Source organism: Acinetobacter sp. TSRC1-2 (genome assembly GCF_049895885.1).
Lineage (GTDB): Bacteria > Pseudomonadota > Gammaproteobacteria > Pseudomonadales > Moraxellaceae > Acinetobacter.
The window spans coordinates 168,650-187,714 of the sequence record NZ_JAFCTF010000001.1 but is presented as its reverse complement, the minus strand read 5'-3'; the positions used below and the strand labels follow the sequence as shown (position 1 = coordinate 187,714).

Annotated in this window: 17 protein-coding genes; 9 read left to right on the top strand and 8 right to left on the bottom strand. The window is 40.6% G+C overall.

Going from position 1 to position 19,065, the window contains the following annotated elements:
* Positions 1 to 37: 37 nt before the first annotated feature.
* From lysA to ACP69Y_RS00895, 4 genes are all read left to right on the top strand, one after another.
* A complete protein-coding gene (gene lysA, locus ACP69Y_RS00910) occupies positions 38 to 1,282 on the top strand; it encodes a diaminopimelate decarboxylase (RefSeq protein ID WP_425915331.1) in 1,245 nt (414 codons plus the stop codon).
* 13 nt (positions 1,283 to 1,295) lie between these two features.
* Positions 1,296 to 2,141 (top strand): diaminopimelate epimerase, encoded by an 846-nt coding sequence (gene dapF, locus ACP69Y_RS00905; RefSeq protein WP_425915329.1) that lies wholly within the window; start codon positions 1,296 to 1,298, stop codon positions 2,139 to 2,141.
* A gap of 257 nt (positions 2,142 to 2,398) precedes the next feature.
* A complete protein-coding gene (gene xerA, locus ACP69Y_RS00900; RefSeq protein WP_425916044.1) occupies positions 2,399 to 3,292 on the top strand; it encodes a site-specific tyrosine recombinase/integron integrase in 894 nt (297 codons plus the stop codon).
* A 278-nt stretch (positions 3,293 to 3,570) separates the two neighbouring features.
* On the top strand, positions 3,571 to 3,942 hold the full coding sequence (locus tag ACP69Y_RS00895) for a hypothetical protein (protein WP_425915327.1): 372 nt from the start codon (positions 3,571 to 3,573) through the stop codon (positions 3,940 to 3,942).
* A 184-nt stretch (positions 3,943 to 4,126) separates the two neighbouring features.
* On the opposite strand, the gene ACP69Y_RS00890 is transcribed toward ACP69Y_RS00895, so the two are convergent.
* From ACP69Y_RS00890 to ACP69Y_RS00880, 3 genes are read right to left on the bottom strand one after another with little or no spacing between them, the layout of a single operon-like run.
* On the bottom strand, positions 4,127 to 4,219 hold the full coding sequence (locus tag ACP69Y_RS00890) for a GNAT family N-acetyltransferase (protein ID WP_425916042.1): 93 nt from the start codon (positions 4,217 to 4,219) through the stop codon (positions 4,127 to 4,129).
* Positions 4,197 to 4,496 (bottom strand): GNAT family N-acetyltransferase, encoded by a 300-nt coding sequence (locus ACP69Y_RS00885; protein WP_425916040.1) that lies wholly within the window; start codon positions 4,494 to 4,496, stop codon positions 4,197 to 4,199. The genes ACP69Y_RS00890 and ACP69Y_RS00885 overlap by 23 nt, the downstream gene beginning before the upstream one ends.
* Positions 4,497 to 4,505: 9 nt before the next feature.
* Entirely contained in the window at positions 4,506 to 5,000 is a 495-nt protein-coding gene (locus ACP69Y_RS00880) for an Lrp/AsnC family transcriptional regulator (RefSeq protein ID WP_086193624.1), read from the bottom strand.
* Positions 5,001 to 5,114: 114 nt separating this feature from the next.
* Between ACP69Y_RS00880 and ACP69Y_RS00875 the strand changes: the two genes are divergently transcribed.
* From ACP69Y_RS00875 to ACP69Y_RS00855, 5 genes are all read left to right on the top strand, one after another.
* Positions 5,115 to 5,720, top strand: coding sequence for a LysE family translocator (locus ACP69Y_RS00875; protein ID WP_425915325.1), 606 nt, complete (start codon positions 5,115 to 5,117; stop codon positions 5,718 to 5,720).
* A gap of 497 nt (positions 5,721 to 6,217) precedes the next feature.
* Entirely contained in the window at positions 6,218 to 6,967 is a 750-nt protein-coding gene (locus tag ACP69Y_RS00870) for an electron transfer flavoprotein subunit beta/FixA family protein (protein ID WP_131214952.1), read from the top strand.
* 17 nt (positions 6,968 to 6,984) lie between these two features.
* On the top strand, positions 6,985 to 7,917 hold the full coding sequence (locus tag ACP69Y_RS00865; protein WP_425915323.1) for an FAD-binding protein: 933 nt from the start codon (positions 6,985 to 6,987) through the stop codon (positions 7,915 to 7,917).
* A 623-nt stretch (positions 7,918 to 8,540) separates the two neighbouring features.
* Positions 8,541 to 11,549, top strand: coding sequence for a DNA gyrase subunit A (gene gyrA, locus ACP69Y_RS00860; RefSeq protein WP_425915321.1), 3,009 nt, complete (start codon positions 8,541 to 8,543; stop codon positions 11,547 to 11,549).
* 229 nt (positions 11,550 to 11,778) lie between these two features.
* Entirely contained in the window at positions 11,779 to 12,477 is a 699-nt protein-coding gene (locus tag ACP69Y_RS00855; protein WP_425915319.1) for a hypothetical protein, read from the top strand.
* A 38-nt stretch (positions 12,478 to 12,515) separates the two neighbouring features.
* Here ACP69Y_RS00855 and gltP read toward each other — a convergent pair whose 3' ends face one another.
* The 5 genes from gltP to ACP69Y_RS00830 all read right to left on the bottom strand — a co-directional run bounded on the left by gltP (position 12,516) and on the right by ACP69Y_RS00830 (position 19,012).
* On the bottom strand, positions 12,516 to 13,811 hold the full coding sequence (gene gltP / locus ACP69Y_RS00850) for a glutamate/aspartate:proton symporter GltP (protein ID WP_425915317.1): 1,296 nt from the start codon (positions 13,809 to 13,811) through the stop codon (positions 12,516 to 12,518).
* Positions 13,812 to 14,082: 271 nt separating this feature from the next.
* Positions 14,083 to 15,195, bottom strand: a complete 1,113-nt coding sequence (locus ACP69Y_RS00845) for an ABC transporter permease (protein WP_425915315.1) — start codon at positions 15,193 to 15,195, stop codon at positions 14,083 to 14,085.
* Entirely contained in the window at positions 15,192 to 16,322 is a 1,131-nt protein-coding gene (locus ACP69Y_RS00840; RefSeq protein ID WP_425915313.1) for an ABC transporter permease, read from the bottom strand. Before ACP69Y_RS00840 ends, ACP69Y_RS00845 begins: the two co-directional genes overlap by 4 nt.
* Positions 16,322 to 17,503, bottom strand: coding sequence for an HlyD family secretion protein (locus ACP69Y_RS00835; RefSeq protein ID WP_425915311.1), 1,182 nt, complete (start codon positions 17,501 to 17,503; stop codon positions 16,322 to 16,324). The genes ACP69Y_RS00840 and ACP69Y_RS00835 overlap by 1 nt, the downstream gene beginning before the upstream one ends.
* Positions 17,504 to 17,521: 18 nt before the next feature.
* The gene (locus ACP69Y_RS00830) at positions 17,522 to 19,012 is read right to left on the bottom strand and encodes a TolC family protein (protein WP_425915309.1); all 1,491 of its coding nucleotides are present in this window, start codon (positions 19,010 to 19,012) and stop codon (positions 17,522 to 17,524) included.
* Positions 19,013 to 19,065 lie beyond the last annotated feature (53 nt).

Sequence of the window (19,065 nt, the reverse complement as noted above, 5' to 3'; positions counted from 1 at the left end):
TTTCAATATCTAAACGCGTCATCGAAAGGATAGGTTCATGAGTTTTACCCGCATTAATGGGGTTCTGCACGCAGAGCAATGTTCGTTGCAACAACTTGCGCAGCAATTTGGCACGCCACTTTATGTTTATTCAAAAGCCACTTTTGAAAAGCATTACCTCGATATGGATCGTGCATTTAGCTTTATCGATCATCAAATTTGTTTTGCGGTAAAGTCGAACTCTAATATTGCGGTATTGAATGTACTGGCGAAGCTGGGTGCAGGTTTTGATATTGTCACTGGCGGTGAGCTGGCTCGTGTGCTGAAAGCGGGTGGGGATGCAGCTAAAATTGTGTTTTCCGGTTTAGGTAAATCAGAAGCGGACATTAAAAAAGCGTTGGAAGTCGGTATTTCCTGCTTTAACGTTGAATCCTATGCCGAACTGGATCGCATTCAAAAAGTGGCGGCTGAACTGGGTAAAAAAGCCCCGATTTCTTTACGGGTCAATCCAGATGTCGATGCCAAAACCCATCCCTATATTTCGACGGGTTTAAAAGAAAATAAATTCGGTATTCCGTCGGACAGCGTATTTGAAACCTATCAATATGCAGCATCTTTGCCAAATCTGGACGTCGTCGGTATCGACTGTCATATCGGTTCGCAATTGACCGAAACGCAACCTTTCGTGGATGCGCTTGACCGCGTGATCATGATGATTGAAAAACTAAAAGAACTCGGTATCCATCTAAAACACATCGACATCGGTGGTGGTTTGGGTGTGACTTATAGAGATGAAGTTCCGCCAACCGTTGTCGAGTATGCCAATGCGCTGAAACCGGCTTTAGAAAAACTCGGTTTAAAAGTCTATATGGAGCCGGGACGTAGTATTTCTGCCAATGCAGGGGTGTTGCTGACTAAAGTTGATTTGTTGAAACCGACCAATCATCGTAATTTTGCCATTATTGATGCGGCAATGAATGACCTGATTCGTCCTGCTTTGTACGAAGCATGGATGGATATTCAGGAAGTAACTCCACGTTTTGACGTTGAAGCAAAAGAGTGGGATGTGGTCGGTGCAATTTGTGAAACCGGTGACTTTTTGGGTAAAGAGCGCAAACTTGCCCTTCAAGAAAATGATGTGCTTGCGGTATTGGGTGCAGGTGCATACGGTTTTGTAATGAGCTCGAACTACAATAGTCGTGGTCGTGCTGCTGAAGTGATGGTTGATGGTGATCAGGCCCATTTAATTCGTGAGCGTGAAAGCATTGAGTCATTATGGGATAAAGAACGTTTATTGCCTTAAGGAGTAATGCAAGATGTTTTTAGAATTTACTAAAATGCATGGTCTGGGCAATGACTTTATGGTGGTTGATCTCATCAGCCAGCGCGCTTACTTGGATACCATGACCATTCAGCGATTGGCAGACCGTCATTTTGGGATTGGTTTTGATCAGCTGCTCATTGTGGAACCCCCCGATTTACCCAATGTCGATTTCAAATATCGTATCTTTAATGCGGATGGTTCTGAAGTCGAGCAATGCGGTAATGGTGTTCGCTGTTTTGCACGTTTTGTGCATGAACGTCAGTTGACCACAAAGACTAAAATTAAAGTGCAAACCAAAGCCGGGATAGTTGAGCCTGAACTGGGTCAGAATGGCTGGGTTCGAGTGAATATGGGTTATCCAAAATTCTTGCCGAACCAGATTCCATTCCTTGCTGATGAGCCTGAAAACTTGTACAGTTTAGCCTTAGCCAATGATGAGAGTATTATCATTGATGTGGTGAACATGGGGAATCCGCATGCAGTGACCATTGTTCCGGATGTGCTTACGGCTGATGTTGCTGGCATGGGACCTCAAATTGAAGCACATGAGCGGTTTCCGCAACGCGTCAATGCCGGTTTTATGCAAATCATTGATCAAAATCATGCGCGTTTACGTGTGTTTGAACGTGGTGTAGGCGAAACACTGGCGTGTGGTACAGGTGCTTGTGCAGCTGCTATTTCAGGCATGCGCCGTGGCTTGCTTGCTAATACGGTAGAAATTGAACTTGCCGGCGGCAAGTTGCAAATTGAATGGAAAGAGGACGATGTGGTCTGGATGACCGGTCCAACTGCAAATGTCTATGAAGGCCGTATTGATTTAAGTTTTTACCAACAATAAAACCCATGATTTGACTCAAAAAGCACTGTCAGCATGATGGTGCTTTTTTATCTGAGAAATCATTCATTGTGTAAAGAGCTATGAAACCGCTAGAATCAAAATGAAAGGGCATATCCTATGATGTGCTTGATGATTAAATCTAAAAGCGGTTTAAGCATAAATTCTATAATTGTCGTTAAGAGCACCGATTAAATACAGTGAGAAAAAACGTGATTGATCCAGAGATGCAGATACGTTCTCCTGCTGATTTATTGCTGATGTGGCTAAAAGAAAGACAAATTCAAAATCAGTCCAAACATACTTTGCAGGCTTATGAACGTGATGTTTCGGATTTTTTAAATTTTTGTGAAACCAAAAAACTCAATCTGGCAGATGTTGAATCGACCGATCTGCGTGAATACTTGGCCCAAAAAGTTGAACAGCAGCAACTGAGTTCCAGCAGTTTGCAACGTCTTTTATCTTCTATTCGGCAATTCATGAAATGGGCCGAGCAAGGGCAATATCTGGCTTTTAATCCTGCCGATGATTTTCAGTTGAAACGTTTGCCTAGACCGCTACCGGGTATGGTGGATATTGAAACCATCAATCAAATTTTAGATCAATCCAAACCTGAAAAACCAGTCGAACAACAAATGTGGTTACGCGATAAAGCGATCTTGGAATTGCTGTATTCTAGTGGTCTGCGACTGGCTGAAGTACAAGGCTTACGCATTAAAGATATCGATTTTAATCGGCAGTTATTACGCATCACCGGTAAAGGCAATAAAACCCGTGTGGTGCCTTTTGGTTCTAAAGCCAAAGATGCGGTGATGTTGTGGCTGAAAATTTATCCTTTATGGAATGGCGACTTTGTCCCTGACGCGAATGTGTTTATTACTCAAAAAGGCAACCCGCTGGGCGCAAGACAAATTGAAAATCGGGTTAAATTACAGGCGCAGCGTGCCGGAGTAAATGTCGATTTGCATCCGCATTTACTGCGTCATTGTTTTGCCAGTCATATGTTGTCAAATAGCCGAGATTTGCGCGCGGTTCAAGAAATGTTAGGGCATAGCAATTTAACAACCACGCAAATCTATACTCATGTTGATTTTGACCATTTGGCGCAAGTTTATGATCAGGCACATCCGCGTGCGCAACTCAAAAAATCGTAGTCAATATTTAAAGCGATCTAATTTTTGTCTTAACCTCATTCTGGATTTTTTAAGTCACAGAATATAAATTAATGAAACTTAAATATATCTATAGGTAGTATTGCGGAATATTACGGGCGTTTTAAACTATTGTAGAATAATAAAAAGCCAATTTATCAGGTATAAAAATCAAGTATAAACACGAACCAGATGGCATGAATAATGCAAAGTGATGAAATTATTTATTATTTTAGTGGATGTTGCACAAAGTTTGGAAGTCGAAAATGATAGGAAAAACAATGATTTCAGATATTCAAGAAAAGTATGATCGATTGAGTACCGAGCAAAAAGAGATTTTTGCAGGCTATGGTCTGCGTCAGGTGAAGCATTTTGTTGAAATAAGTTTGCCCACTATTGAGCCATCTTTGCCAGAAAACACTCACGTCCAAGGTATCAATGCAGAAGGTAAGGTACAGGCTGTCAATACAGAAACGCAACAAGGCTATATCTGGATTTCAGACTTGCAGTGGCAAGAGCGGCCGATTGCTACAGTGGATGTGGACTTAAAACAGGACTTTTTAGAGGTGTGGCAAATATTTAATCTTCAGGAATACGATCTGATCGATTTAAGCCATATTCACCGTGATTTTTTACAACATTATCATGTTTAATTGGCTGTTTTGGTTCGCCTAAATTGAACGGCATTTATTTGACAAAGCACATGTCTTTGCAAGACTACTGTTATCTGAAGTCGGATAATTAAAGTCGTTTTTAAGTTGCATGCTTAAGCGTTACATAACGGTTTGGGAGTTGGTGGTTTGTACTGCAGTGAATGTAACCACTTGGTTTAGCTTGTCAATCAAAAACAAATTTTAAACAAGCAGTCGCAGCTTTGGTCGCAAAACCATTGCCCCAATATTTCTGCTCAAGTCGCCAAGCGATTTTGATACAGGGCGAAAATGTAAATTGACTGGGCTGAGCATGTAATCCTGTGAAGCCAATAAAATCCCCCACCTTGTTTCAACTCGACCGCACCGAATCCCCAACCTTGAGTTTCGATAATCCTTTGAAATTTATGCGCTAGAGCATCACTTTGTTCCCGAGTTAAACAATGGGGAAAATAACGCATCACTTCAGTGTTAGAGTTCAGTAGATAAAACGGCTTGGAATTAGAGTCTTTCCATGATCTTGAAATTAAACGCGATGTCGCAAGCTGTACACTCATCATACTGTCTTAAAGATCATCCAGTGGAAGTTGGAAACTCTGTTTAATAATTTGACTGGGTAAATCAGTTTTGACACTGGTAATGCCATTTTTCTTGGTTAAATGCGTGGACTGAAATTTGCGGTAACTTTCCAGGTCGGGTACCACCACTTTTAGCATGGCATCACATTCTCCTAAAATAATATAACACTCCATCACTTGAGGCAGTTCTTTCATTGCCTCAATAAAGCAGTCAATGGTTTCAGCATCCTGACCCACCAGCCAGATACGCGAAAACAAAATCAGTTGCAAGCCAATTTTTTGCGGATCAACCACCGTGGTGTAGTTCTGAATTACTCCGGCTTCTTCGAGCAATTTCACCCGACGTAAACACGAAGAAGGTGACAGCCCAATTTCACGGGCAAGATCGTTATTTTGCATACGACCATTATTTTGCAGTGCACGAATGATATTTTTATCGGTACGATCGAGCTTTACTGAAATAGATTTGGAAGATAATTTCATAAATCAGAATATAATTCGAAAAATAATTAAAATTATAGAATAAATTGAAATCCTATTTTGTGGTATTTATTCGATACTAATTTTCACTTTCTCATGTACCAAGGGAAAAAGGAAATGTCTGTATTTGCACTGTTCGCCTTAACGGTTATCCCGCTTATTTTTACACCTGGACCAGATATGTTATTTATCTTGTCACAAGTGATGGGAAAAGATGCAAAAGCAGGCATGATGGCAACGGTCGGGGTTTGCCTGGGATATTTGGTGCATTCTATTTTGGTGGCGCTCGGCATTGCAGCCATTATTGTTTCCTTTCCGGTGTTATTTGAAACCATTCGCTGGCTCGGAATTGCTTATCTCTTATTTTTGGCCTTTGGTTTAATCAAGTCGGTTTTTAGCAATAAAAAATTGGCGATTGAAAACAAAAGCACATCGAAACCGATTCAAAAAGGTTTTTTTACCGCTTTGCTGAATCCAAAAGGCATGTTGATTTACTTTGCGATTTTACCGCAGTTTATTAATAAAAGCGGTGACACGGTGACTCAAGGTTTGATTCTATCGTTTATTTTTATTGGATTAATTTTTGTCGTGTACTGCAGTTTAAGCGTAATTTTTGCCAAAATTACCCAAAAGACCCAGATTGATGAACGTAAACAAAAATGGATTGATGGTAGTTCCGGCGGTTTATTAATGCTTGCGGCAACCTGGTTAAGCATTAATTAACAGCTTATAAAAAGCATGTCACGATGGCATGCTTTTTAAGTAGCAGCGAATTTGTAAATTAAAAGTAATTTATTACAAGTTTATTCTAAAAAATGAACGTTTTTGCTACAGGGATAGGAGGAGAAAGCTTCCTGTCTGTCTTAAATGACAGTTCACAATTTGGTCAGGTGTGCACGAAAGTGCAGCTCCTGCAGCTACAAAGTAATCGAAAACGAGGATTAAATCAGAACTTCTGATGATATTGATCAGATAAAAACATAATAAGAATCAATGGTTAAAAATAAATAAATAGTGAGATAATTCATCTTAATAAAAATACTTCAAAAAAATATGAACGCCTAGTTCAAGTAATTTTACGCATTTTTACAGCTCTTTCGATAATTGTGACTTGACCGAAATGCCATACGCATTGCAAGATAGGGCACCTAAAAATTTTAAGTGAAGAGTTATTATAACTTTTCTCAACATTTACTTTTGCTGAAACAGCCGAGGATTACATGAAGGCTCTTGTTGCTGTAAAACGTGTGGTTGATGCCAACGTTAAAGTTCGCGTTAAACCGGACAATAGTGGGGTAGACCTGACTAACGTTAAAATGTCGATCAACCCATTCTGTGAAATCGCAGTGGAAGAAGCGGTTCGTTTAAAAGAAAAAGGAACAGTTTCAGAAATCGTTGTGGTTTCTATCGGTCCTAAAGAAGCACAGGAACAAATCCGTTCTGCCATGGCGCTGGGTGCGGATCGCGGTATCCTGGTAGAAACTGCTGATGAGATTGGTGCACTTGAAGTGGCTAAGATCTTGAAAGGCATTGTAGAACAAGAAAAACCGGAACTGATCCTTCTCGGTAAACAGGCCATTGATGACGACTCGAATCAGGTCGGTCAGATGCTGGGTGCTTTACTGGGTGCCGGTCAAGGTACATTTGCTTCTGTCGTGAATGTTGCTGGCGATAAAGTTCAAGTTACGCGTGAAGTGGACGGCGGTTTACAAACGGTTGAATTGAACCTGCCTGCCATTATCACCACGGATTTGCGTTTGAACGAGCCACGTTATGCGGCCCTTCCAAACATCATGAAAGCGCGTAAAAAACCGCTTGATGTGAAGTCTCCTGCGGATTATGGCGTTTCAGCGACAACTAAACTTAAAACAGTGAAAGTTGAACCACCAGCAGAGCGTAAAGCTGGCGTACAAGTGAAATCTGTGGACGAGCTTGTTGAAAAACTTAAAAACGAAGCGAAAGTGATCTAATACAGAAGGATAATATCATGAGTATTTTAGTTATCGCTGAGCACGACAATAAAGCACTAAACGGTGCAACTTTAAACGTTGTTGCTGCAGCTCAAAAAATCGGTGGTGATATCACTGTATTGGTTGCGGGTTCTGGCGCTCAGGCCGTTGCTGACCAGGCGGCTCAAGTTGCAGGTGTAAGCAAGGTTTTACTTGCTGACAACGCGGCTTATGCACACCAGTTGGCTGAAAACGTAGCGAAACTTGTTGCCGAGTTAGGCAAAGGTTATAGCCATATCCTGGCTGCCTCTACCTCGAATGGTAAAAACGTACTGCCACGTGCGGCTGCATTGTTAGACGTCAGCATGATCACGGATATCATTGCTGTTGAAAGCCCAACGACTTTCAAACGTCCAATCTATGCCGGTAACGCCATTGCAACGGTTGAATCTTCGGAATCTGTTGTGGTTGCCACAGTTCGTGGTACTGCATTTGATCCTGTTGCGACCACAGGTGGTTCTGCAGCAGTTGAAGCGGTCAGCGACGTTCAGGATGCTGGCATCTCTACGTTTATTTCTGAAGAGATTGTTAAATCTGAACGTCCAGAATTAACCGCTGCCCGTATTGTGGTGTCGGGTGGTCGTGGTGTGGGTTCAGGTGAAAACTATCACAAAATCCTTGATCCGTTGGCGGACAAGCTCGGTGCTGCTCAAGGTGCTTCACGTGCTGCAGTGGACGCAGGCTTTGTTCCTAACGACATGCAAGTGGGTCAAACGGGTAAAATCGTTGCGCCTGACCTGTACATTGCTGTCGGTATTTCCGGTGCGATCCAGCATTTGGCAGGGATGAAAGATTCTAAAGTGATCGTTGCGATCAACAAGGATGAAGAAGCACCAATCAACGCAGTAGCGGATTACTGGTTAGTGGGTGATTTGAACGCTGTAATTCCTGAATTGGTTTCTAAAATCTAATTCCTGAATTACGTTCAAAAAAACGCTCTTGGCTTCCAAGGGCGTTTTTTATTATTAAAAATTTCTCAAATAGCTCAGGCTTGATTAAATCGAATGGGGGCTTAAACTAAACCAAATCCTGATTGATTAAGCAAAATTTATTATTTTCAAGACTGTAGAGTTCTTTCTTTACCCATTTAATTTTTCCCATAGGGATAAAAATAAGGAAAGTGAAATATTTATGAAATAGGTCTAACTTTAAACTTATGCTATTCCAATGTAATCAAAGGGATTTATTGATAGGTGACTCATCATTAATTTTCCACGAGGATGCATGAGTAAAAAGGACAGTTAAAGGGCACAAAATGATGGGCTAATAGACTGTCTTGATTTAAATTAAACAGTACGAAAAAATGAACTAATTCACATAAAAATCATACAAATAAAAAAGATTAAAAAATAAACGATAAATTGAAGAAAATTAACAAGATTAAGAGGCTTGATAAGAGACAAAAATAAGAGAATTTATGCTATAATTTACGGCTGTATTTAGACTTTAACTCAGCTTGTTTTGAGTTAATTTTTTGCTAGATTGATTATATAAAACGAGCAGTTCCAAATACTGTTTGTAATAAGGAGTATGCATGAGCCTATCGGAAATCCGACCGATTGCCATTGAGGATGAACTCAAAAGCTCATATCTCGACTATGCCATGAGTGTTATTGTTTCTCGTGCATTACCAGACGTGCGAGATGGCTTAAAACCGGTGCATCGTCGTGTGCTTTTCGCTATGCACGAGTTAGGCAATGACTACAACAAAGCGTATAAAAAGTCTGCCCGTGTGGTGGGTGACGTAATCGGTAAATATCACCCGCATGGTGACTCAGCTGTTTACGAAACCATTGTTCGTATGGCACAAGAATTTAGCTTGCGTTATCAATTGGTCGATGGTCAGGGTAACTTTGGTTCTGTGGATGGCGATAGCGCTGCGGCAATGCGTTATACCGAAGTACGTATGCGTAAGCTCACGCATGAACTTTTGGCTGACTTGGAAAAAGATACAGTCGAATGGGAAGACAACTACGACGGTTCTGAGCGTATTCCTCAAGTCATGCCGACCCGCGTACCGAACTTGCTGGTTAACGGCGTTACCGGTATTGCGGTGGGTATGGCGACCAATATGGCGCCGCACAACATGACTGAAGTTGTGAATGCTTGCCTTGCTTATGCTAATGATCCGAATATCAGCATCGAAGGTTTGATGCAGCATATTTCTGGCCCAGACTTCCCTACAGGCGGTATTATTTACGGCAAATCGGGTATTGTGGATGCTTACCGTACCGGTAAAGGCCGTTTGCATATTCGTGGTAAATATCACTTCGAAGAAGATCCGAAGAACGGTCGTACCACCATTGTATTTACTGAAATTCCTTACCAAGTCAATAAAGCAAAAACCATTGAACGTATTGCTGAACTGGTCAAAGAGAAAAAACTTGAAGGAATCTCGGAACTTCGTGACGAGTCTGATAAAGACGGGATGCGTATTGCAATTGACCTGAAGCGTGGAGAAAACGCTGAAGTGATTGTAAATAACCTGTTCCAGAACACTCAACTTGAAAACTCGTTTAGCATCAACATGGTCTGTCTGGACAACGGTCAGCCGAAATTGATGAACTTAAAAGACATCATTGCGGCGTTTATCCGTCACCGTCAAGAAGTGGTCACACGTCGTACCATGTACGAGTTACGCAAAGCGCGTGAACGCGGTCATATCTTGGAAGGTTTGACGGTTGCTCTGGCAAATATTGATACCATTATCGAAACCATCAAGACTTCTGCCAATCCGGCTGAGGCACGTGAGCGTTTACAAGCGGGTGAGTGGTCTGCTGGTGGTGTGGTTGCATTGCTTGAAAAAGCAGGTTCAGTTTCTGTACGTCCTGAAATTATTGAAGGCGAAGACCTGTCTAAGCCGTATGGGTTTGATGGTGGTATTTACCGTCTTTCACCCACTCAGGTCGGTGCAATCTTAGAGTTACGTCTACATCGCTTAACCGGTCTTGAACAAGACAAGTTGCATGCTGAATATTCTGAAATTTTAGCGCAAATTGCTGAATATACTGCCATTTTGAATGACTTTAATTTGTTGATGAACGTCATTCGTGAAGAGTTGGCACTTATTATTCAGCAATATGGTGATGGACGTAAAACATCTATTGTTGAATCACGTATCGATTTCTCTCGTGAAGATTTGATTCCTGAAGAGCAAATGGTACTGACTGTTTCTAAAACAGGTTATGCGAAAACTCAACCATTGTCTGACTATACCGCTCAGCGTCGTGGCGGTCGTGGTAAGTCTGCAACTTCAATGAAAACTGATGATTACATTCAACACCTGATTGTGACATCAAACCATGCGACAGTTCTATGCTTTACCAATGTCGGTAAAGTCTATCGTCTGAAAGTATACGAAGTGCCACAAGCGTCTCGTGGTGCAAAAGGTCGCCCAATGGTGAACTTGTTGCCGCTAGATGCCAATGAAACTATTACAGCGATTCTGCCTGTAATTGATGCACCGAAGAAATTTAAAGACCGTCTGGTCGATTTCCAGGCATTTGTAAAAGCCAATGCTGCGAAACTTCAAGAAAATGAAGTCATCAATTCGCATTTTGCTGAACTTGAAGCGGCTTTAGCCGAGCTTGAGGATGGTGCAGACGACTTATCTGATGCATTACGTATTCAATTGAAACAATTGGGTGTCGAGCTTTCTACGACTGATCTGGACGATGAAATCATTGCTGACTTTGCACAGCAAGCTGAAGCAGTTCGTAAAAACTTCTATGTGTTTATGGCGACCGAGTACGGTACGATTAAACGTGTAGAGCTTGAACAGTTTAGTAATGTTCGTTCAAATGGTTTACGTGCGATTGAGCTGAATGGCGATGATACCTTAATTGGTGTTGCAATTACCGATGGTGAACAGCAAATCATGTTGTTCTCAAATGAAGGTAAAGCAATTCGCTTCGCAGAAACTGATGTTCGTTCAATGGGTCGTTCTGCCAAAGGTGTACGCGGTATGCGCGTGACCATCGGTGCAGCCGCGCTGCTTGAAGATGCGGAAACTGAGGTAGATTCAGATGATGAAGATACTTCAGATTCGGCATTAATCAGCCGTATCGTGTCACTGGTGGTGGTACCGGAAACTGGCGAGGTGCTTTGTGCATGTGCCAACGGTTACGGTAAACGTACCCCGGTGGGTGAATTCCCAACCAAAAAACGTGGTGGTAAAGGTGTGATTGCAATTAAAACATCTGAACGTAACGGTGAATTGGTCGGTGCAGTATCCATTGATGAAAGCAAAGAGCTGATGTTGATTTCTGATGGGGGTACGATGGTTCGTACACGTGCTTCAGAAGTTGCTACAACAGGTCGTAATGCACAAGGCGTTCGTCTCATCCGTTTAGGCAATGAAGAAGTCTTGGTCGGTGTTGTTTCTGTTGAAGCCGTTGAAGAAGAAGAGTTTATTGAAGGAGTTGAAGGCGAAGAAGTTGTTGCCTCTGAAGCTTTGATTGATTCTGAAATTTTGGTTGATGATGAAACGATTGCTGATGAAGCTGAAAGTGAATCAGATTTAAGAGATTCTGACGAAGAATAAGTTTTGACTTAAAAAGAAGGGCGCTTAGGCGCTCTTTTTTATAAAAGAAGATAATCTAATAAAGATTAAAACGGTGGGGATATGGATCAAAAGACATTGGAACAAATAGCAGAGTTTATTTGTGGAAATAATTTAGAGTTACATCCTGAATATAGAAAAAGTTCCCAATTAACTCAGTTTTTCATAATGTAGGTTTACCGTTTGTTCATGATGGATCACCACGTTCTCGATGGGTTTTAGAAAAATAAATGGAATAGGTAAAGATCAATTAGCTAATGTACTGAAAAGACTTGCATCACCAAGAGAGTATGCCGGAGATAAGGAAAGAGTTTTTAAAGCTTTAAAAACTCTAAATAGCATATTATATGTCGAAGGCTTTGAAATATATCTAGAAGGTATTGAACCTAAGTTTAGAAAGATTCAAATAGATTTTAATGAAAGCAAATTAGAAAAAGAAAGAGAACTAAAACCCTTACCTGCACCAAATTTCCTTGCTTTAGGGCTTGAAGTTGGTGTGGGAGAAATATTAAAAAGTAGATGGGATGAAGTTCAGAAATGTATTGATGCTAATGCTCATCTTGCAGCAGTAATTTTAATGGGAAGCATGCTTGAAGGTATTTTATTAGGTGTATGTCAGAAAAATATGATTGAAGCAAATAAGGCAAATTGTGCCCCAAAAGATAAAAATGGGAAAACTAAGCATTTTGCTGACTGGAAGTTAGCAGAGATGATAGATGTAGCTCATCAAGGAGGACGGGTAGATATTGATGTTAAAAAGTTCTCTCATTCTTTGAGGGAATTTAGAAACTTGATTCATCCTTACGAACAAATGATGAATAGGTTTAACCCTGATAAAGATACGACAAATATTTCATGGTTAGTCGTTCAGGCAGCTATTAATGACTTAGCTTGCAAGCTTAAGACATAAAAAAGGAAGCCGAAGCTTCCTTTTTTGATTTTTATGAATTAGGCAGCTTGTTTCATTTCAATTTGATAATCTTTTTGTTTTTCAGCATCAAATTGGCCTTCCCATTTACTGATCACAAGAACAGCCAACGAGTTACCAATCACATTTAAAACAGTACGTGCCATATCTAAAATACGGTCAATACCCGCAATAAATGCCAAACCTTCAAGTGGAATGCCCACACTACCCAATGTCGCCAACAGCACCACGAAAGACACACCCGGAACACCAGCAATTCCTTTAGAAGTAATCATTAAGGTAAGAACCAAAATGATTTGCTGAGTCATACTCAAATCAATACCGTAAAGTTGCGCAATGAAAATAGCCGCAATACTTTGATATAAGGTCGAACCATCCAGATTAAATGAATAACCGATTGGAATCACGAAACTGGTAATCGACTTAGGTGCACCGTACGCTTCCATTTTTTCCATGATACGCGGTAAGACGGTTTCAGAACTGGCAGTGGAATAGGACAGAATCAGTTCATCTTTTAGAATTTTAATAATTTCCCAAATGCTGAAACCACAGAATTTAGCAACAAGTCCTAAAATGACAAAGATGAAGAAGAAAATAGCGCCATAAACTAAAACAGCCAACTTCACTAATGGAAGAAGGGAGCTAAAACCAAAGTTCGCAACGGTTACCGCAATCAAGCCAAATACACCAAAAGGTGCAAAAAGCATAATCATATGCGTTACTTTGAACATGGTTTCAGAAATAGCATGCAACACATCAATCAGTGGTTTTCTGGTCTCTTTAGCCAACGACCCCAAACCAATACCGAAGATCACAGAGAAGAAAATGATTGGCAGCATATGCCCATCAGTCAGTGATCCAAAAATATTGGAAGGAATTAAAGATAAAATGGTATTAACCAGACCATGAGAATGGCTACTCACTTCTTGTGTGGTTTGCTGATATTGAGAAATGTCAGTTTGCGTCAAACTCGACATATCAATACCGGCACCCGGCTGGAACACATTCGCTGCAACGAGACCAACAATAATCGCAACTGTGGTAATAATTTCAAAATAAACAATCGTTTTGAAACCCAGCTTACCTACATTTTGACCATGACTTGCATTGGCAATACCTAAAATCAGCATTGAAACTACAAGTGGAATCACAATCATTTTAATCAAATTAATAAAGATTGAACCCAAAGGACTCAGCAGATTATTAATCAGAGTTTCACGATATTCGGGAGAATAATGTAGAAAAGAGCCTACAAGCACACCTAAAATGAGCGCAATAACGATTTGCCAAGCAAGACTAATCTTAATCTTCTTCATGCTAAGCCCTTAAAATCAAATATTTAAAGAAAAAAATGCTGTAATAACGCTGTCGACATCATAAAGACATGTTAATAGGAGCATGGGAATGAATAATATAAAAAATATTCATGGAATATGAGCAAAGGGCTATTTTGCATTGATTGCAGCAGGCAATCTAATATTTTTTCTTCACAATCTGTTCAATAGGCTAAAAAACTTTCAGTTTTAGTTGGATATTCGATCTATTTGTTAAGTTTTATTTACTAATCTTATGCAATATAACGCTAGATCATGATTTTTTATGGTCGTGGGTCAGTCGGAAATATCCCCAAACCAATAATATGGCTGCAACGGTCGCCAGATAAATCATTTTCGGAATCACGATATTTAAAGGTACGCCCATTTGGTTTAATTGAATAAACATTTGAATACCTTGGGTCGAAGGTAAAATATTTCCCAACCATTGCATCCACGGAGGCATGGCTGAATGTGGCCAAGCTGTTCCTGAAAGTAAAAACAGCGGAATAGAAGTGAAGACAATCACATGGCCTGCACGTTCAGGCATATCAAAAAAGGAGGCGATGACCATGGTCAAACCAATCACGCAACTGATAAAAATCGGTACGCCAATCAGCATGCCAAAGAAATTTCCACCATGTGGATAATCATAAAGCCAAAAAGTAAAACCAAATAAATAGAAACAACCCAAGCAGCCAATGGTTAAAATGGCACTAAAGATCGCAAAAAATTCAGTCTTGTTCGGTCGCCAGTTTTGCAGTCGGTAACCTGCAATCAGCATACTTAAACCTAAAACAATTGTCTGATGGATAATTAAGGGGGCAATTGCAGGAAAAATATAACTGCCATAACCGGACATAGAGTTGAATAACGGAATTTGATGAACGGAAAGCGCAGGTGAGAAATGGGAAATATTACCAAATTTTTGAGCCTGTTCCGCAATCGCATGTTCAATAGAGGTGGCAATCCCTAAACCAATCTGTTTGGTCCTTAAAAAATAGGCTGCACTTAAATATAAGCCAACGCCTCCGACTTCTCCGCGACGAACGCTGTTGGATAAATTTTCTGGCAAAAGCAAAATACCATCTGCTTGCTGGGTCTTCACTATCATTTCCGCTTCAGCAAAATTACCTGTGACGGCCTTGATTTTCACATTCGGGCTTTTAGAAACTTCGCCAATGATTTTTGATGTGATCAGACTTTGTTCCTCATCCACAATCACAATTGGTAAGGACTCGGCATGTTCGGCTTTATAGGCGGTGGGATAGAAGAAGCTATACAAAATGACCGATAAAACCAAGGTAGTAAAGATCGAGCTATTACCCACAATATTTTTAAAGGTTTTGAAATAAAAGTATAGGAAGTCTTTGATGCTATTTTTCATGCTTTAACTCCCTTTACATATTTAGTCAGGAAGAAATAGGCAATGCCAAAATAGAACAGACAATAGATAGCCAATACTGCAAGCGGTAACAATGAAATGGATACAGGACTGCCAATCACCCATTGTTGTGTTTGTAATTTTGCATAAGGGGTGTAGGGAATGATATTGGCCCAGAATTGGGTAAAAAGCGGCGCATTATTTAAAGGTAAAGTGACTCCGGCAAAACTTAAGGAAGAGCCACCATATACTGCAATGAAACCGAAAGATTTGGCTAAGTCACGAGTGGCTAAAACCACCGTACTACTCATAAAAGCATAAGCGCTATAAAAGAGAAACTGTCCGAGTAGCATTACCCACAAATAACCTGCAACAAACCAGCCGCGGATTTCAATCAGCCAGAACATCCATGCCCAAGTCCATGCGGTAAAAATCAGTACATAGGTTAAATTTTTGGATAGCAATGCCTTAAAAATACGGGATTGGCTGAGCCATTGTGCTGTGGTGTTAAATTTCAGTTCTTGTCCAACTGCAAAAGCTACACAGCAACACAGCAATAAATGCAAAATCGCAGGAATCATAAACGGTTCTAGGTAGAACTCGTAACTTAAACCCGGATTATATAAAGGTGATATTTTGACATTTGGTGTCGGGGCATCCACATAAGGAATTTTATTTTCCAGATAATTGTGTCCGGTAAAATCGGTCATTGCCTCTACGGTACTGACCAGCATCGCAGAGGAAATTGAATTTCCTACACTAAAATAGCTTTGATTGAAGGCAATACTAATTTCGGCGTCTTTGGCTTGAACCAGTCGTTGTTCAGCACCAGCCGGGATAGAAATATAGCCCCAAATTTTAGTTTGATTGAGTAGCTTTTCGACGTCATCGGGGCTTTGCGAAATGACTGCAATTTCTAAAGCGGTATTGTGACTGACATATTTTTCAATATTCCGGCTGAGTTCACTTTGGTCTTGGTCAATGATTGCAATGGGTAAATGTTCAGGCTTTCCTTGAGAAAACATGCTGCTGAACAACATAATCATACATAAAGGGGCCAGTGTGACTAAGCACAAGTCCCACCTATTGTTCAGTAAATAGCGCAGTTCACGCAGCATGCCAGACCACATTATTTCGGCTCTTTAATTTTAAACAGCACACTCATACCCACTTTTAAATCTGCAATCGGTTGTGTTGGTGCTAAATGAACTTTAAAGCTGCGAATGTCATAACCACCGGTTTGGCGTGTGGTTTTAATGGTGGCAAATTCACCTTCAGCATCAATATTTTTAATTTTAAAAGTGGCTGTTTGATTTAAGGCCGGAATAAAGCCCTCTATACTTTTGCTTTTATAAATTTGGGCATATAAATCTTCACGGACATTCACGCTCACCCATAAATCATCATCCTGAATAATGCTGACTACGGGTACACCCATCGCCACCAATTCAGAGACTTTGCCGTAGGTTTTAGAAACCGTGCCATTAATTGGGGAAAGCAATTGGGTTTCAGCTTCCAAGGCATTGGCTTCGCTAACTGCTGCTTTGGCAATATCGACCTGGGCATTGGCTGAAGATTTTTGTTCAGGTGTGCTGCCACGTTTTGCACGTGCATATTGTTGATATGCTGCTTCAGTCATTTGACTGGCTGAAACTGCTGCGGCCTGCATTTCGTCACGACGCTGTCGGGAAATCACGCCTTCTTTAAACAAATTTGCCCCACGTTGATATGTGGTTTGAGCCAAAGCCTGTTGCGCTTTCAGGCTTTGCCAGTTGGCATACAACGTGTCAATATTTTCCTGCTGCGAACCCCGATCAGCAGTGGATTGCAAGGCAAGGGCAGATTGCAAAGAAGCGAGAGCCTGCTGTTTTTTTGCTTCAATTTCAGGGCTAAATAGACGCACCAATTGCTGACCTTTTTTGACTTTATCGCCATCGTGAACATAGACGTCTTCAATGCGGCTCGGCACTTTGGTACTGACATGAATGGTTTCCGCTTCAACCCGACCTTGCAGTTCAACTTGTTTCGGTTGATAGCTTTTCCATAAACCGAAAGCAATCAAGCCTAATAGTAGAATCAGACCGATAATGCCTACAACTTTAATACCCGCTGACTTTTTTGAATTTGGCGCAGGATCTTCACGGGTCGGAGCTTGTTCTGAATAACTGAAAAATTCATGATCTGTATTGCTTTGCTGTTCAGCGATTTTTTGCGTATCTACCTTGCTGCTTTGAGCTGACGTATCTGTAGAGCTTCCGTCCGATGAGGTGTTTTCTACATCTTGATCAGACTTTTTTTGATCTTGATTCATGTTTTTCCCCATCAAAAATTAACGGATATAGTAAGTTTGAGCTTGATTGACATAGCTTTGGAATTGATTAATTGAGCCATGACTTTGTAATAAAGTTGCCAGAGACATCACATATTTATAAGCATTCAGCGCCATTTCACTTTTCAATCCGCTCAAAGTATTTTGTGCATCAATGACTTGGGTGGCTGTACCCATATCTTCTTTAAAAGACAGGGTTTGAATACGCAGGTTTTCTTGAGCAGCTTTCATATTTTGCTGTAGCAACTGGTGACTTTGCTGTGCGGTGGTCACTTCGCTATACGATTTATAAATAATATTTTCAATTTCCTGCTTGCTGCGTTCAGTCATCAGTTCAGAAGCATAGCGTTGTAATTCGGCAGCCTGAATATTTTTATTTTTATCGACCCCTGAAAACAGGTTGTAACGTGCCACCACACCAATAATCCAGTTTTGCTTTTCATCCAGACTATATTCACCAAAGGCAAAAAGATTGGGCTTTTTCGCTGCACTTTGTGCTTTGACGTTGGCATTGGCCAGTTGAGTATCTATTTGCATTTTACGAATCAGGGAAGATTGATCCTGATAGGTTTTCAGCAAGGTACTTAATGATTGGCTTTGTGTAGAATTTACAAAGAGAGGGGTGCTCAAGTCTGTGATTTGACTGCTTTGCAAAAGATTATTCAGTTGAAAAAGACTCGATCTGAGACTGGCTTCAGCATTTTGGTAAGTCCGCTGCGCATTATTTTTTGCCACTTCAAACTGCATCCGTTGCCCTTTGCTAATAAAACCCTGATTTTCCAGTTTTAGCGCATTGTTATAGTGGGTTTGCATGGCATTAAAGTTGGAATGGCTTGAATCGAGTAATTGCTTTTGCAATTGAGTATTAAAATAAGCCTGAATCAGTTCAAAACGTTGTAGATCTTGTTGCTGTTGGGTGTTGAGCTGACTACGTTGTGCTTTAATATTGGCCACTTCTTTGGCACTTGAAGTGAGTCCGCCAGTATAAAGCGGCATTAATACTGAAATTGTGGGACGAATCACTTGATCTTCTAAGATCACATTGGCTGAATCAGGAAATAGACCCACACCGCTATGAATGGTTTGATTAAGACCTTGTTTTAAAGGATCAGCTATTCCTGAAGGAAGGTTTTCTTGATTAATACGATCATTAATGCCTTGAGAGAGCGTTTGTTCCAAATTTTTTTTAAATGAATCGAGCGGAATATCTACTTCATTATGAAATGCATAAGCCCGTACATTTAAATCGACACGTGGCAACCCCAAACCTCTTACTGCTTCTGCTTCAAGTTTTGAAGCCTGTTGTAAGGCTTGATTGGCTTGGGTGCTATATGAATCCGTTAAAACCAATTGTTCAGCTTGTGCATAACTGATGTTTTGAGCCAATACCGTTGTCGTATAAAAAGTTGAACTAGAAAATAAAGTAATTTTAATAAGCGTTTTGATGGTCTGGTCTAGATTTTTTTGTGCCCATGTCAAATTCAGTAACATAGATTCGGCTCTCAACATCGTTGTAATAAATTATACATCGCTTAAAAATAGGA

Bases quoted from the DNA above. Each gene is read 5' to 3' on its own strand.
- lysA (WP_425915331.1), top strand. From the start codon at position 38: ATGAGTTTTACCCGCATTAATGGGGTTCTGCACGCAGAGCAATGTTCG.
- dapF (WP_425915329.1), top strand. From the start codon at position 1,296: ATGTTTTTAGAATTTACTAAAATGCATGGTCTGGGCAATGACTTTATG.
- xerA (WP_425916044.1), top strand. From the start codon at position 2,399: ATGTGGCTAAAAGAAAGACAAATTCAAAATCAGTCCAAACATACTTTG.
- ACP69Y_RS00895 (WP_425915327.1), top strand. From the start codon at position 3,571: ATGATTTCAGATATTCAAGAAAAGTATGATCGATTGAGTACCGAGCAA.
- ACP69Y_RS00885 (WP_425916040.1), bottom strand. From the start codon at position 4,496: ATGAGTGTACAGCTTGCGACATCGCGTTTAATTTCAAGATCATGGAAA.
- ACP69Y_RS00880 (WP_086193624.1), bottom strand. From the start codon at position 5,000: ATGAAATTATCTTCCAAATCTATTTCAGTAAAGCTCGATCGTACCGAT.
- ACP69Y_RS00875 (WP_425915325.1), top strand. From the start codon at position 5,115: ATGTCTGTATTTGCACTGTTCGCCTTAACGGTTATCCCGCTTATTTTT.
- ACP69Y_RS00870 (WP_131214952.1), top strand. From the start codon at position 6,218: ATGAAGGCTCTTGTTGCTGTAAAACGTGTGGTTGATGCCAACGTTAAA.
- ACP69Y_RS00865 (WP_425915323.1), top strand. From the start codon at position 6,985: ATGAGTATTTTAGTTATCGCTGAGCACGACAATAAAGCACTAAACGGT.
- gyrA (WP_425915321.1), top strand. From the start codon at position 8,541: ATGAGCCTATCGGAAATCCGACCGATTGCCATTGAGGATGAACTCAAA.
- ACP69Y_RS00855 (WP_425915319.1), top strand. From the start codon at position 11,779: ATGGGTTTTAGAAAAATAAATGGAATAGGTAAAGATCAATTAGCTAAT.
- gltP (WP_425915317.1), bottom strand. From the start codon at position 13,811: ATGAAGAAGATTAAGATTAGTCTTGCTTGGCAAATCGTTATTGCGCTC.
- ACP69Y_RS00845 (WP_425915315.1), bottom strand. From the start codon at position 15,195: ATGAAAAATAGCATCAAAGACTTCCTATACTTTTATTTCAAAACCTTT.
- ACP69Y_RS00840 (WP_425915313.1), bottom strand. From the start codon at position 16,322: ATGTGGTCTGGCATGCTGCGTGAACTGCGCTATTTACTGAACAATAGG.
- ACP69Y_RS00835 (WP_425915311.1), bottom strand. From the start codon at position 17,503: ATGAATCAAGATCAAAAAAAGTCTGATCAAGATGTAGAAAACACCTCA.
- ACP69Y_RS00830 (WP_425915309.1), bottom strand. From the start codon at position 19,012: ATGTTACTGAATTTGACATGGGCACAAAAAAATCTAGACCAGACCATC.